Raw genomic sequence first — 15,090 nt, forward strand, 5'->3', positions numbered from 1 at the left:
GCGCCCCTTCGGGGCGCCCTTTTTACTCTACTATCACAGCCGTACCAGAAACCGACACCATCATCATATTGCTTTGCCCAATGCTTTCGTAATCTATATCTACCCCCACAACAGCATTGGCCCCCATATTCTGTGCCTCTTCTATCATTTTCTTCATAGCGGCGTCACGAGCAGCTCTAACAACATCTTCATACTCTGAAGATCGCCCATCAAAGATATCTGTTAGGCTGGCAAGAATGTCCCTTCCTATACTTGTACCCACTATAGTCTCCCCACATACCACCCCAAGATACTTTACGATTTTTCTTCCTTCTACCGTAGGTGTTGTAGTTACAATCACACTTAGCACCTCCTAATAAGACTGTAATATTTACGGTTATCATATATTTTTATCATTTATTTTATATATACTAAAGCACATCCGACAAATAGTAGAGACAATACTGCCATACCCAACCAAACAACAAGTCTCAAAGCAAACACTACAGATGGAAAATATGCAGCTATAACATCTGTAAGTAAGGCAGTTGCCATTACACCAAGCCCAAAAATCATTACCTTTAACAGTAACACTCTTGTATACACTTGAACACTATTATCAAGATCCTCATATTGCCGAATATTCCTATACAACAACCATCCAAAGAATATATACAAGCACCAGACAAACATCTGGGCATATATACCGGAGAGTGCTTCAGGCCTCCACAAGAAACCAAGCACGATATATAGCAGTAGCAACATAATAGCCAACACACTTATTTCCTTACCTTGTGGCATCAGAGCTTTCATATCATATCTATCTCCGTGCAGAACAAATATCCATACACCTAAGACAACAAAAACCACTAAGAAACCGCTAAGAAGAGAGACAACGGAAACCCCTATGTTTTGTGTCCCCATCGCCTCAATAACTCCACAGAAAACAGCAAACACCAAGGGATGCTCAAAGACAAATCTAAGAAATACCTTCCTATCCTTGGTGAACATCTGAGCCACCTGAAGAGGCACCATAAAAGACATGAGAGGATGCCAGAACATGGCTATGGTAAGAACTTCAAACACAGATATACCCCCAATATTCAAAGCTGCATGCCACCATGGGTGAAAAAGAACTTTGGTAATATATGCCTCATAAAGTCCAAACAGTACTCCAGCAGGATACAGAGTTTTAAAACTTGGCTCTCCATAGGCATATACGATACCACCTAGCACCAGAATATGAAGCCCATATATAAGAGACAATGTGATGAAGTCGGAAAATTTCAAGAAAGCATAGGGGGTTGAGGCAGAAATCACTTCGGCAAAGAATATAGACAAGATTGTTAGCATAAACCAGAAGTAATACCGAACATATTTCGGAATACTACTGTTATTTGAATCAAATATCATATTGATCATCTACTTTCCTATGCATCCCTTTATATTATCCTATCCTATAAATAGGGATATTCACCAGCTCGGAGGTGATGATGGTGAAAAGATGGATAAAGTGGACAGGTATATCGGCAGTTATCCTCTTCTTTGTTATCGCATATGTATCCAGCCTATACAACCCATGGTTCTCAATATGGCACAATGCCTATAGCGATTTGGGCACAACACACGCTAAGAACATGTGGATATTCAACTACGGACTAATGTTTATTGTGTCTCCTCTCATGCTGATATTTGCCATATATCTCATCTACAAATCAGAAAACAAATTGCAGACTGTAGGAGGATCTTTCATCACCATGGCAGCTATATTCATATTCTTCATCGGCCTATTTCATAAAGGCACAAAACCCCACGACTTTGTAGCACTATGGTTTTTCTGGCAATATTTCATAGGCATACCGCTCTACTGTATAGGCAGAGGAAAAACATGGCTCGGCATAACACTATTTGCCCTCTTTATAGCAGGTTTCTTGATACCCTTCCCATCCATTGCACTGGCAGAAACCTATGCACTGGTGCTGATAGGGGTATTTAATATGTGGGAGGGGATAAGCATCACATAGATCCTATCCCCTTTTTCTTATCTCTGCATCTACAAGCTTTTTCAAACGGGATATCTCTGCTTCTTTATTCCTCCACCAGTGGCGACTCCACACCCTTATAATCTTCCATCCTTTAGTCTCTAAAAAGCGCTGTCTAAAGATATCTCTCTCTTTCGCCGAAGGCAAGCTATGGTATAGCTCGCCGTCACATTCTATACCCACAACATAATAATCGTTGGTTGGGTGCTTTACAGCTAGATCTATACGATAGCCGGATACACCAACCTGCGTATCTACCCTATATCCCAACTTGACAAGTGCATCATACACTTCCTTCTCAAATGGACTGTCAAAGCGCACCTTACTAACAGATATTTGCTCGGATACAGAAGTTAAGCCTTTTAATATCTCTTCAGCCTCTAGTTTATTTCCCCTTGCATATGCTCTGACATACTTAAGATACTCTTTTAGCAATTTAGAACCTCTACCTTTAACTGATTCAACCCTCAGATCCTCTGGTTCTATAGATGCAACAACTATGATCTTTTCTTTTGCACGGGTAATGGCTACATTAAGGCGATTTTCACCACCCGATTGACTTAAAGGTCCAAATCTCATATACATCTTGCCATCTGGTGTAGGAGCATAACCTATAGAGAATATAATAATATCTCTTTCATCGCCCTGCACATTCTCTAAATTGCGAACAAAGAAACTCATATCTTCTCCGTCTTGCACAAGATTTTGTGCCTTTTCATACAATCCAGAAAAATATGAGTCCCTGCTGGCTTTGGATTCCAAAATGTCGTATATAAGATCCGCCTGTTTTTTATTAAATGTAATAACACCAATAGATTTCGTTGGTTCTGTCTTCCATATACCCTCCACTATTTCCACTACTTTTTCCGCTTCTGCTCTATTATTATTATTCACCCACACACCTCTAACTTTAATATATTCAAAAGGATTACCTAGTGTATAGTCTGGAACTATGGCTATCTTGCCATCATAAAAAGCATAATTAGAAAATGCTATAAGTGCCTCATACCTTGAACGATAATGGAAACCTAAGAGAACTGTAGAGAATTTCATCTTGGCAAGACTAAGTAACGACTTTACTTCTATCTCATCTGATTTTTCATCTATCCCATCTTCATCATCGTCCACCGAAACTTTAAAGAAGGAGGACGGCGGCAACTGCTTTTCATCACCTGCCACAACCATTTTAGATGCTCTGTATAAAGATGGAATAGCATTTTCTATGGGTATTTGTGAAGCTTCATCGTATATAACAACATCAAATATTCCTTTAATCAGAGAAAATGTACTAGAAACAGATTCAGGGGTCATAAGCCATATAGGAACAGTCTCCAATATATTTGAAACAGCAACATTATCTTCATACAACTGCATAAGCTCTCTTAGATGTATCTTTCTACGCTTCTTATTAGCTTCACGGTCTATCTTCTTAGCCAATTTAGGTTCTACATAGAACATTTCTAACCTGGATCCAACATATTGGCGCACCATACCTTGTTTTTCTTCTAGTACTTGAAGCGCCTTTTGGCGCAATGCAGGATATTCATCTATTTTCTTTAGGTAAGAAAACTTCTTCTTGCTTCTCTCTATACGGCCAATATGCACACTAATATAAGTTTTCCATATACTGCCAACTTCGTATCTCTTTAAATATTCCAATAGCAATTTATCACTATTTGACATTTCCGACAGCTTAATATCTAAGTATCTTAGGTCATCAAAGTGTGCCAACAATTCCTGTAAATCTTTAATCTCCTTATGCGAAAAGTCTATCCGACTAAAGTACTTCCCAAGAGCAGATGTATAACCCATATATTCTTTGTATTTATCGCTATAACGCTCTATAGCTTCCCCACTCTCTCTAAAAATATCATCTATCTCATTGGATGGTGTTTCAGATAGACCATAAATAGGGGCAATACGATAGTAATCTTCCCAAAATTCTACCTGACGCTTTTTCTTTTCAATATATTCCCTCCAAGATTTTTTATCAATTACTTCCGGCAAATCTGACAAGAGTAAGCTCTCTATATACAGAAGAAAATCTTTCAGTGTTATATTTTTTAACTTGAAAAATGCAATAACATTTTGCTCCATACCCCTATATGCTGCCATTTTATCCAGTGCAACATTGTCAGAAAAATCCACATCCTTAAAATATTCATTAATAATATCCTTAACCTCGTAAATTTCTACAAGACCTACAGCATAATCGTAAATAACATGGAGTTTTCGCTTCATGTCATCAAGACTAATTGCCATTAAACCGGGAATATGCTCACGAAGTTTATAGTAAGTATCCCATGCTTCAAGAAGAAATTTCTTGTCTTGAATAAACTCTCTTAGCGAATCTTTTGTTAATTCATTGGGAATATCCTCAAAGAAATAATGTTTCAGCTGTAAGATACTGTCGGCTATGGCTACAATATCGTGTTCTTTAACATTCATAGATTGTGCTATCTCAGAAACAATAGACTTTACACGCTTTATCTTCTTATCTGTCAAAGAAGACCATATCTTACTAAACATACCACGAGATACATATTCCCTATAAGCATCTACAATATCACTATTTTCAACAATGGACTGCCATTTAATAACCTCAACAGAGCCAATTTCTACCTCCAACTTATGAAATAACTTTTCATATCTATCAATGAGTTCTTCTACTACATCAATATCTTCTTTTTTCAACATAACAGTTGTTCTTTGCAATCTACGATGCACGAGTTCTATATCTCCACTAATGTTCATAACTATGTCATCTATAGTACCAAATAGTTTTCTACCTTTAGAGACAAGAGGAGCATATTGAAATAGTGTAATTAGAGGTTTTATAAGTGGTTTAATCTTCTTTCCTTTCTGAAACTTATATGCCCTTTCTTCCCAAGGGAAATGGGCAAGCTCCAAAAGCTCGTCACGGGCAAAAGTATACCTTTGCCAATCTACGCTTTCTAATATATTAGACAATTTTATTAATTCTTGTAAATCATCTCTATGAACAACAAATGTCACAACTTCTTGCACAAGCATGTCATACAGTCTCTTCAATAAAGGATAGTGTAGTAAAATCTTCTCCATATTCTTCTGTTGAAATATGCCGTCTATCTCATTTAAAACACTCTCTATAACCACTTTATCTTCATCACCAAGGTCTTTCCAAGACAATCTATCGGTAATAGGCTTAATATCATAGCGAGCATATTGAAGAAGAGAGGTTAGTTTATTCACTGTTTTAACAAAAATATCATAGGAATATTCTTGTAATACCCTGGCAAGATCTTGATCATCAATATTTTCATATTCTTCATATTTTAAATACAGACTATATAACATTCTTAATGGTATACCAGTTATTTTATCTTTTTCTGTCAGTACCTTGTGAATATTATTGAAAACCTGTATATACTGCATAAAACTTTCTGCCTGTTTCTCTAGAATAGCTCTATATTTTTCACCCCTTGTAGAAGCACCACCCTCTGTATTAGAAATCAACAAATTCATTTTCTTTAACACAGGATCTCTATCTTTGTCTACATCATGAACGAGCACAAAGTTACGAATACCTGACGCATCAAGACGCTTGGCAACAATATCTAAGGCTGTTTTCTTTTCACATACCATTAAAACCTTTTTTCTCATAGAAGAAAGCTGTGATATCAAGTTTACTATTGTCTGAGACTTACCAGTACCAGGAGGACCATGAATAACAATACCCTTGGCATCAGACTCAACAAAAGACATAATCACTCTCTCTTGACTAGGATCTGCCTCGGAAACAAACATCTTCTTGGCTTCATGAATATTATCAAGATTAATATTTGAGTCAACTTCATAGACACTATCACCCAGTAAGTCTTCAATAAGCCCTAAGCTATTACACTGTTCTAATCTCTCATAATCTTTTAAAATAGCACCAGATATTCTCCTAAAAATACCATATACTGCATAAGGCTTTAGAGAATAGTTAACATCTTCATTAAAGCTAGCATAAAACTTTTTCATTACCGAATTGGGAGAATAATGTATATCCTTTATATATCTTCTTAAAATAAACTCTATTTTCTGCAAACGAGTAATCAGCTTAAACCTACCATTCGAAACAATGCTCAACATCTCTTGTTTAGCATCGTCTGGAATGTCTATGCCATCATAATGGCTAAGTGCTATAAATAGACTTTCGTTAAGATAGACAGTATCCAAATCATCAGAAAAAGTTATTCGTATCCTATTCTTCTTTATGTCAACAGCCATAGGGAATAAAAACAAAGGTGCTCTAATAGGCATGTCGGGTAATAAACCCTCAATAAATGGCCAGCCAATATATTGGGTATACATACCTCTCATATTGTAAATTTGTCGAGCATCACGATAAATCTTCACAAGGCGGTTATATACATCTTTATATATCCGCTCCTCTTCAGAAGAAGGTGGCTCAAAAATTCCTTCAACAGTGAATCTCTTATCTATAAACCACTTGACAAAGTCTTCTATAGATACTATCCTTTTTTTACTTTTATCTTTGACATTTCTATTTATATGGTCTTCTATAATCTGCTTTAAGCCATATCTATACCATAAATCCAAATCAACATAATGATGGGTTAATCGATTAAGATACAAAGTCTTATTACGTTTACTGAGGTCATAAAGCCTCTTTTTATACGTATGCAGTATCTCTTTACTTTCCAACAGCCAACCCCCTACTTTAAGCCTATTTCTCTTTCATGTTATCACATAGTCGTAAGTCTTCCACATATTGCTTCACTTCATTTACACTTTTATCAACAAAAATTGACATAGTGTAAATTGACAACCTCTTGCATCATGTTGTACACTAGCTGTGCATGAGGGAAGCGGAGTTGACTCCGCCCGCCCAAGTGTCCTAAATGGTTCTGAGGTGCTGGAGAGATTTCAACGGCGAAAACAATGGAAACCCTTGGGCGGTGCACCTTTTCACTATTTAGATATGTCACATCAGCTAGATCCATACCTTGCAATCCATAGGTCAATTAACAACGCTCCGGGTAGTATCAATGTCATCTTCCAATTAGAATACAAACCTATCATCTCATGGTGCACAAAAAAATATTTTTCTCTCCACTTGTCCTCAGAACCCTTGCCGAGGTGCTGAAGGGGGTTCAACGAGAGGAAAAGACCTTAAAAAGCATCTTCTCTTGGCCTAGGTGTTTCAAGGAGGCGTTACGTTATATTGGCTCAGCATCAAATAGCATAACAAATGGCATACCCGTAAACAAAAACAGTCTGTGAAACTTGAAAAGTTTTCCAACAACCAGGAAAGAGAGTATCGGGAAAAAACACTGGGAGTATGAATGGAAAGTTAACATTTGAAAATTTGGGAGGTGACTGGCGGGCAAGAAGAGGTGAAAAATACCACACCCATACTACAGACAAAGACATCCCATGAAAAGGAGGGTATGCCTATATGAACAATATTGTAAACACACTGAAGAAGTTCCGGTTTCACGGTGCTGAGACCATAAATCTTGCAGGAGCTCTTGCTTGGAACAAATCGGACAGAGAGCTTGCCCATCAGTTACTCATGACGGGCTCATTTGGAAATACATACTACGCAACAGCAGAAGCCAATTTATCTTTAGCCATGTCAACTTTTCATAAAGTAGCATTAGAAGACCCAACATGGTTCGCCGGTGCTCTTGTCGAAGCTCGCAACGATGGGTTCATGAGGACAATGCCAATAATAGGTCTTATAATACTCCGCAAATACGCACCTGATATATTTAAAGAAGCATTTTCAATGATTATTCATACAGGCGGCGATCTTGAAGACTTTCTCACCTTTACACGGGCCATGGGCATGGGATTTGGACGGGCTGTGAAGTCGGCAATTAAAGAGTGGATAAAACACAACACAAACGAATATTATGCAGTGAAATATCGTAGACAAATCGCTGATGCTATACGCATAACACACTTTGAAGAGAACAACCCTATATATGACTATGTTGTGGCATATAGAAAACATATACCAGAAGAGAAACTGATAGCAGCCTATAAACAATACCCACAGATATCGGCAACTGAACTTGTCAAAAACCTGCTGAAAGAAAAACAGTATGACAAAGCGTCGGATATCATCGTGAGATATAGGCTTGATCCAGCCACTATTATAGGCAGTGGAGTACCAGACGACCCAGCCATATGGCAGGCACTCATGAAGGTTATGGGCACGGGCATGCTCATAGGATATCTCAGTAAGCTCATCAGAACCGGGGCTATTAATGAAAATACATTGCCATGGCTCAAAGATAGGCTAACGGCAAAGGCCCTTTATAAAGCCAAGACATTTCCACATCGTATCATTACAACCGCCCTTGCACTAAAGAATCCTAACCATTACAATTTTTATATGTATACACAAGATACTCCCGACACCGGCATTACAACCGAAGTTATAAATATACTAAAAGCCATATTACCCGAGATAGGAAAACTCATGCAAAACACATCATGGAACGGCAGATGGATTGTGGCTCCAGACATATCAGGCTCTATGACAGCACCTATAGGATCTAACATACCCTCCTACATCGCAGGTGCTATGGCAGGCATGATTAGGTCCATTGTGCCAAGCGCCAAGATCGTACCATGGGATACCGAAGTTTATGAAGACATGGTCACGCTAAAAGATACGCCCTTTGATGTAGCCGAAAAAATTGTCACTGCATCGGGCGGAGGCACATTTATGGAAGAACCAGTAAGGTATATGATACATCGCAAGATAAGGGCAGACTATATCGTATTTATAACAGATTCCATGGAATGGGGCGAGGGCTGGCTAGGATACTGGATAAAATATAAGAAAATCTTTTCCAATGCTAAGGCCATACTCATTCGTGTTGATCCATATGAAACAAATCCATTTCCAGAAGAGGCAAAGAAACAACACGATATCTACCAAATATATGGTTGGTCTCCCACCGTGCTCAAATGGATAGAAACCTATGTCCTCGCAGCATAATGCTGCGGGGAATTTATCTTACTCTAGTCTTCAGAAAAGTAATCACTATCTACTCTCTTTATCTCATATATCACATTTGTGTTAACCCCAACACCATACTGTATCATCAAATCAAGAAGCTTGTCACCATCTATAAGGATAACCATATTATCTTTTTGTCTATTGATGATATCTTCAACATATCTCCTAGCTCCATCTGTAAAAGTAGATGTTGTTATAAAAACACCTTTTCGAGCTCCTTTGCCTGCAAGGGCACCAACGAATTGTTGAAGCTCTGGTCTCCCAACGCTTTTATTCCTCCATCTTTTTGCCTGAATATATATGCTATCAAGCCCTAATGGATCTTCTTTAATAACACCATCGACCCCTTCATCTCCAGTTCTACCTAATCTCCGGGACATTTCTTCAGAAGACCCACCATAATTCATAGCAAGCAAAAGGTCAATAACCAGCTTTTCAAAGAATTCCGGGGGAGATCCTAGAACCATGTCCATTAGTCCAGATTTTAATTCCTTTTTAAGGTAATCTATCTGTTCCTCTATAATTTCCATGGGCGTCTTCTCTTTATGCTCCCTAACATATCTATCATTTGCGGCCTTCCGGTTTTTTCTATTTCTAAAATTTCTATACTCTGCAAATTGCTCCAAATACTTTAAATCCAGATCTCGATTGTATTTTAGAGCTTCTCTACCTCGGGGAGTAATTCTATATTGTCCTTTCTCAACACGCTCTATTAAACCAGATTGCACCAAATATGTAATAGCCCAACTAATCCTATTGCGATATTTTAATTGCCCACTTTTCAATCTTTCCTGTAAATCTTTATCAGATAGATCAACAATGTCCTTTACTTTTCTTACAATTTCATTTTTCGAATAGACCTTTCCATCTTCAAGTACAGTAAGAACTGGTCTAAAAAACTCATAAAACTTAGGAACCATAAATACCACTCCCCCGTAACTTATGCTGTCTACATCTATTTTATATCTTCTGATAGAAAAACTCCATACAGCAAAACTATTTTAAAACAAGAGGAAGCCCCCGTAAGGGGGCTTCCTATGTGAAAGGCGGTGTGTTGTGTTGAGCCTATTCCTATCTGTATGTTGTTCTTCTCTTGGGGTGTAGGGCAGAAACCCGTGCTTTTACTATCCATCCCTTATCTGTTTCCTCCCATGCCCATGCCTCCATGCATGCCCTTCTGCATGTTCCCTTCTCCATTGATTCCATGTCCTTTGCCATGTCCTTGTCCTTGTCCGTTCCCTCTGCCATATCTTCCTATCTCCATGCTTATGATTTCCTGATATTCCTCTTCACTTAATACCTGTGGGCTATACTCTTCTCCATATCTCTCCAATGTCGTCACAAATGCCTTTAGGTGATGATATGAGCCGTTCTTCAGGTTCTCGTATACCTGCTTTATGTCCTCATTGTCTGTCCTCGCTATAGCCTCTTCAAGATCTTTAATGTCTACCTCTTCTATTAGTGCTCCCACTTTTAGTGCCTCTTCTACACTCTCGCTTCCCTGTGCCACCAGCTTGTCGTACAGTGCCTGTAGGTCAGGATTGGTGAATTTACCTACCTCATTTATCACTGGACTCTCTATGTCATATCTATCAAGCAGTGTTGCTATGGCATCCATGTGCCTCTGTTCAGACTGGGAGATATTCTGAAATACCTGCTCTCCCCATTTGTCGTATAAGGTGATGTATACATCCCTCGCAACTTTCTCCTCCTCTGCCATATACAGTAGATCTGTCTTTTCATCTTCACTGAGCTCAGATGGTGCTGGTAGGTTCATACCGGTGCCTGCACCTCTACCGTATCCACCTCTGTTCTCCTCGTTTTGCTTACCATACATCATGCCTGTTCCATCTTGAGGCCTGGTGCCAAGTACAGTCTGTACTGCTGTGTTTACTGCACCTGTATATGTAGTTCCTGTAGATGCTGCATATACTGCAGGTGCTCCTGCCAGTAGTGCTACACCTACTACTCCTGCTACTATCTTCTTGGTCCATGTTCCCTTTATCTTATCTGTCAGTCTCATGACTGATCCCTCCTTTATTTTCATGTTTTGGTTTGCCCTTATGGGCTCTGTGTCTTTCTTTTGCTCTCTCTTCTTTGAGGTCGTCTTTTTTCATCTTCACCTATATATACGCACAGGAATGCTTTTTGTGACACTTTGGAATGATTACAAGAAAGACAATCCAAGAAAATACAGATAGGTAAAGGGAAAAAGAGAGAGGCATACCACCTATTAAACAACCATATAACCCACAACTTAACTCTCAAGCGGTTCTAATAACAAAGGGACCCGCAATAACAAACGGGCCCCTAACAAACACCCACCTATCTACTTATCTTCAAATGGGGTAGTATCTATATCGAACAAAATAGTAGAACCACCTGAGTATCCCTGTGCTATAACATTTACGACTTCTAAATCATCTTTATAACTACCACCTACAAGCTCATACTTATTTTTTCCAACTTTTCTAACCTTTCCCCCAACAAGCTTTTGAAGAGTAGAAACGGCTTCTTCTGGGCCAATACCAGGCATGTTGCACAGGTACGATACTTCAATATCCTTCATAACCTTTTCTCTAACCAGTACCGAAAAGTAGGATCTACCGTAGTAAGGGTGTAAGTGCTCCGTGCTACAACCTATTTCATTGAAAACATCAAAGATATGTTCCTCATGCCAAGGGTACGGGTGAAACCTACTGAGATCATAGCCATACGAGTATCTATCATCTATAGTAGGTGCTTCATAGATAAATATCAAAGAGGAAGAATTCTTCTCATCATGAAGACGGTAAGTTACACTGAAAGGCCCTTTATCTGTCTGAATGTAGCCTTCACCTTCCACTTTGGGATTAAAACCATGCTTCTTTAAAGCATTAACCACTGCAGAAACTGGATCATCAACTTTTCCTTCTCTCGTTCTGAACAAGAGCATAACAAAATATTGCACACCACTACCTTTGGTCTTAGAACCAAGATTGAAATGAATAATATACGGATCTTTCAATGCCTCCATGGTATCGTCAATGATACTCTCCATTTCATCATTGAAAAGTCTCATTCCAGATTTATACATTGACCACGAATAGTTGGCAACAAACGGAGGTTTGGTAACTTTGCCCTCCGATACTTCTTGATTTCCTTCGTTAGATGAAGCATTAGGAGTAGCAGTTTTTCCACAACCTATCACAAGAAACGCCAAAACAATAACAACAAATACAAGAGATGACAACCTTTTCATACTAACCACCCCCTACACTAAGGCAACACTGAGGAAAGCACATATGCTTTTCTCACAACATAGGGGATACATCAGAGGAAAACATATACAACATCTTTGCTTTTCTCTGATACCCCACCGAGATGTTATGATAACAAATACTTTCTACACTTTTATTGTACAACTTATAGCAAAAAGCGGAATGGAAGAGAGTTTTATCAAAATGGGGCCCTAACAGGGCCCCCTATTATGCTTTTCTGTACTTCACAGATGCTCCCATAACCTCTAGTCCATCTATATACTGATGCTCAGGTCTCTTGGTATACTTCTCACCCTTCTTGAGTTTAGTGGCGAGGTCCTTTAGTGGTAGGTGAAAACTTGTTGAATCCAAATCTTCTCTATACCTATAAATGGCAATACGCTTACCTGAAGGGGTATCAAACATCATCTCAAGTGTCTCCTCCACATACGGGATGGCTATCTCATAGTAGACATTAGTACCAGAAACACGAGGTACATCTCCAGCTTGTATGATAGCCTTTATTTGCTCTTTGCTCAGATGCTCTGTGTAGCTCTCTGTCTGGGTGGTGTATTCGACTTCTCCCTCTTCATTTTCTACCTCTACTGTCTCCTCTACCTCCGTAACAAGCCTGATATCAACATACTCCTCAGGGTTTTCTATGCCTAGCTTGGCAAAATTCTCCTTAATCGATTTTATCTTCTGACCGGCGAATGCCTCCGTAAGCTGTGTATAAGAGCGGTTTTTCTTTATCTCCATAGTATAACGAAAATCGACCAGTGTACCTGTCCAGCCTTCTCTGTATACGACTTTTCTCTTGAAGATATCTGCCAGCTTATACAACACAACAAAAAGAATATATACCGCCACAATAACGAGTATCCAGAAAAGAACTTTACCCATACATATCACCTCCTAAAAACACAAAAAGGGGGCACATGGCCCCCTATCTCTCATTGAGATGGATATCTATCTGGAAGATACTTAATAATGGCTTTTTTGTAATAAAAGTCCCACTGCACTTCAGCACCCAGTGCCTCGGCCACAAACCTTAGAGGCACCATTGTTCTATTATTTACTATCTGGGGTGGTATACCTGATGGCATCTTGTATTGTTTACCATCAACCTTACCTATCGGGTTGTCTATCCACATCTCGACGGTATGACCGTTTAGCTGTATAGTGACCTTTCTCTCTTTACCGTCCCATCCAACTTTAGCACCAAGTGGCTCGGAAATATGTCTTACTGGCACAAGCATTCTGCCACCAATAATCTGAGCCGGAACATCTACATCTTTAGATACATCTTTACCGTCACGATAGGCTTTAATGTGCTTATCACCGAGCTTTACCTCAAGGTAGGCGTTACCGGGTATGTACTTGTACTTTGCATTCTGATATATGGCACCGAAAAACCAGTCGGCAAGCCATTTGTAGCGGAATGTGCGAGAGGCATAGCAAGGATTTAAGAAACCATCGGGCACACCATAGACTTTTTCTGCAAGTGCCCTATCAACAGCAGGAACACGGTTCCAGTCATAGGTATCTTCAAACTGAAGACCCCTGTTTATAAAGTCACTATAGCTACCAGCACAGGCATAGCCATTTTCAAAGTAATCGGTAGTGTGCACTTTACCCTCGTTGTCTGTATACTGTCTTTGTACTCCCACTGTCCAGAACTGAGAGGTTTGTGGTTCATACTTATCCCAAGCATAGTAATATTCATATGCTCTGCCAGAAAATACAGGACCCCATGGAATAGAAGGATATTCCACAATAAAGGCCCTTAATGTATCGTCATCTTGACGAATCCATTGCCCTTTTTTTATGACCTTAACAGGTTCAATCTCTGCACCAATATTGCCAACAAGTAAGTTTTTCACCATATCACTGCCAGATGCATATGGTATGAAATAGTTACTATAACCTGGGCCTTTAACAAGTCTAAGGTAAGAACCATTGTATGGGGTTTTGTATACATAACCGACAACATCTTCACTGGTTCTATAACCTCTACCGGGCAACAACACAAAATACACATATCCCTCATCGGCAAGAAGAGGGGAATCTTCCCATAGAATGCGAACCCAACCTGACTGAGAAACATAGTAAGAGTACTGTGGGAAATCAACAGATAGATAGTACTTCCCATCTCCAGCTGTCATCACCCAATAACTCAGACGTGACTCATACGCAATCACAGTGCCATCTGGGTCAGGAATATTCAATGGCTTTATATCCAGCTTGGCAGACTTGTACCATACATTGAGATCCCTTACTGCCGTGTACTCAAGGGCAAGATATACCTTTGTCTTGGCAAACTGGCTCTTCGCCCATGCCTTAAACCCTACATCAGACCCACCCCAGAATGGTGGAGCATCGATGACAAGAAATAGCTGAGACGGAAACTCTGTATATTCCTCCTTGTCGCCGGAATTCTTGAGCGATTGTTCCTGACGATACTCTAACTGGTCGGGAAAAGAGGTCCAAACAGAAACACTTGTGTCAAACTCGTCTAAATCGTCCTCCCACTGCACTGTCTTAGATAGACCCTCCGCATTTATAACGGCTGTATACTTCAAATGTAAGGGCCACGCATCGTTCCAATCTTTACTAATAGATAGCTCATAGCTAATCTTTACATGAACAGGCTTATCTCCATAAACCCGCGGAAATGTGGCCTCTATGGTGCCTGTCTTGACATATTCATTATCTGAGGCAAACACCATGTTGGCTACTGGCAATGTCATGACAACAAGCGATAAAATGATAGTCATTATCACCCATTTTTTCATAAACATCACCC

At 39.4% G+C, this 15,090-nt stretch carries 10 protein-coding genes; 2 read left to right on the top strand and 8 right to left on the bottom strand.

The genetic code is table 11. The features are described 5' to 3' along the window. Window positions 1-22: 22 nt before the first annotated feature. Both GM182_RS07500 and GM182_RS07505 read right to left on the bottom strand, forming a co-directional pair. The gene (locus GM182_RS07500) at window positions 23-340 is read right to left on the bottom strand and encodes a YbjQ family protein (RefSeq protein WP_449186488.1); all 318 of its coding nucleotides are present in this window, start codon (window positions 338-340) and stop codon (window positions 23-25) included. 56 nt (window positions 341-396) lie between these two features. Continuing rightward, complete coding sequence (locus GM182_RS07505; protein WP_449186489.1) at window positions 397-1,392, bottom strand: AF_0692 family protein; 996 nt, start codon at window positions 1,390-1,392, stop codon at window positions 397-399. Window positions 1,393-1,475: 83 nt separating this feature from the next. On the opposite strand from GM182_RS07505, the gene GM182_RS07510 reads away from it, so the two are divergent. Further along, window positions 1,476-2,003 carry a DUF998 domain-containing protein gene (locus GM182_RS07510; protein WP_449186490.1) on the top strand — a complete coding sequence of 176 codons (528 nt, stop codon included), beginning with the start codon at window positions 1,476-1,478 and terminating at the stop codon, window positions 2,001-2,003. Between the two features lie 3 nt (window positions 2,004-2,006). Here GM182_RS07510 and GM182_RS07515 read toward each other — a convergent pair whose 3' ends face one another. Beyond that, on the bottom strand, window positions 2,007-6,713 hold the full coding sequence (locus GM182_RS07515) for a PDDEXK-like endonuclease domain-containing protein (protein ID WP_449186491.1): 4,707 nt from the start codon (window positions 6,711-6,713) through the stop codon (window positions 2,007-2,009). Between the two features lie 754 nt (window positions 6,714-7,467). Between GM182_RS07515 and GM182_RS07520 the strand changes: the two genes are divergently transcribed. Further along, window positions 7,468-9,024 (top strand): hypothetical protein, encoded by a 1,557-nt coding sequence (locus GM182_RS07520; RefSeq protein ID WP_449186492.1) that lies wholly within the window; start codon window positions 7,468-7,470, stop codon window positions 9,022-9,024. 23 nt (window positions 9,025-9,047) lie between these two features. Here the strand turns inward: GM182_RS07520 and GM182_RS07525 are convergent, their stop codons facing one another. The 5 genes from GM182_RS07525 to GM182_RS07545 all read right to left on the bottom strand — a co-directional run bounded on the left by GM182_RS07525 (window position 9,048) and on the right by GM182_RS07545 (window position 15,079). Next, window positions 9,048-9,965, bottom strand: coding sequence for a restriction endonuclease (locus tag GM182_RS07525; RefSeq protein WP_449186493.1), 918 nt, complete (start codon window positions 9,963-9,965; stop codon window positions 9,048-9,050). Window positions 9,966-10,180: 215 nt separating this feature from the next. Further along, the gene (locus tag GM182_RS07530; protein WP_449186494.1) at window positions 10,181-11,068 is read right to left on the bottom strand and encodes a DUF2202 domain-containing protein; all 888 of its coding nucleotides are present in this window, start codon (window positions 11,066-11,068) and stop codon (window positions 10,181-10,183) included. 306 nt (window positions 11,069-11,374) lie between these two features. Beyond that, on the bottom strand, window positions 11,375-12,286 hold the full coding sequence (locus GM182_RS07535; protein ID WP_449186495.1) for a hypothetical protein: 912 nt from the start codon (window positions 12,284-12,286) through the stop codon (window positions 11,375-11,377). 226 nt (window positions 12,287-12,512) lie between these two features. Beyond that, a complete protein-coding gene (locus GM182_RS07540; protein ID WP_449186496.1) occupies window positions 12,513-13,187 on the bottom strand; it encodes a hypothetical protein in 675 nt (224 codons plus the stop codon). A gap of 50 nt (window positions 13,188-13,237) precedes the next feature. Continuing rightward, window positions 13,238-15,079, bottom strand: a complete 1,842-nt coding sequence (locus tag GM182_RS07545; RefSeq protein WP_449186497.1) for a copper amine oxidase N-terminal domain-containing protein — start codon at window positions 15,077-15,079, stop codon at window positions 13,238-13,240. Between the last annotated feature and the right edge of the window lie 11 nt (window positions 15,080-15,090).

This window comes from Zhurongbacter thermophilus, from assembly GCF_026184435.1.
Classification (GTDB): domain Bacteria; phylum Coprothermobacterota; class Coprothermobacteria; order Coprothermobacterales; family JAADFF01; genus JAADFF01.

Bases quoted from the DNA above. Each gene is read 5' to 3' on its own strand.
- GM182_RS07540 (WP_449186496.1), bottom strand. From the start codon at position 13,187: ATGGGTAAAGTTCTTTTCTGGATACTCGTTATTGTGGCGGTATATATT.
- GM182_RS07530 (WP_449186494.1), bottom strand. From the start codon at position 11,068: ATGAGACTGACAGATAAGATAAAGGGAACATGGACCAAGAAGATAGTA.
- GM182_RS07525 (WP_449186493.1), bottom strand. From the start codon at position 9,965: ATGGTTCCTAAGTTTTATGAGTTTTTTAGACCAGTTCTTACTGTACTT.
- GM182_RS07520 (WP_449186492.1), top strand. From the start codon at position 7,468: ATGAACAATATTGTAAACACACTGAAGAAGTTCCGGTTTCACGGTGCT.
- GM182_RS07505 (WP_449186489.1), bottom strand. From the start codon at position 1,392: ATGATATTTGATTCAAATAACAGTAGTATTCCGAAATATGTTCGGTAT.
- GM182_RS07545 (WP_449186497.1), bottom strand. From the start codon at position 15,079: ATGAAAAAATGGGTGATAATGACTATCATTTTATCGCTTGTTGTCATG.
- GM182_RS07535 (WP_449186495.1), bottom strand. From the start codon at position 12,286: ATGAAAAGGTTGTCATCTCTTGTATTTGTTGTTATTGTTTTGGCGTTT.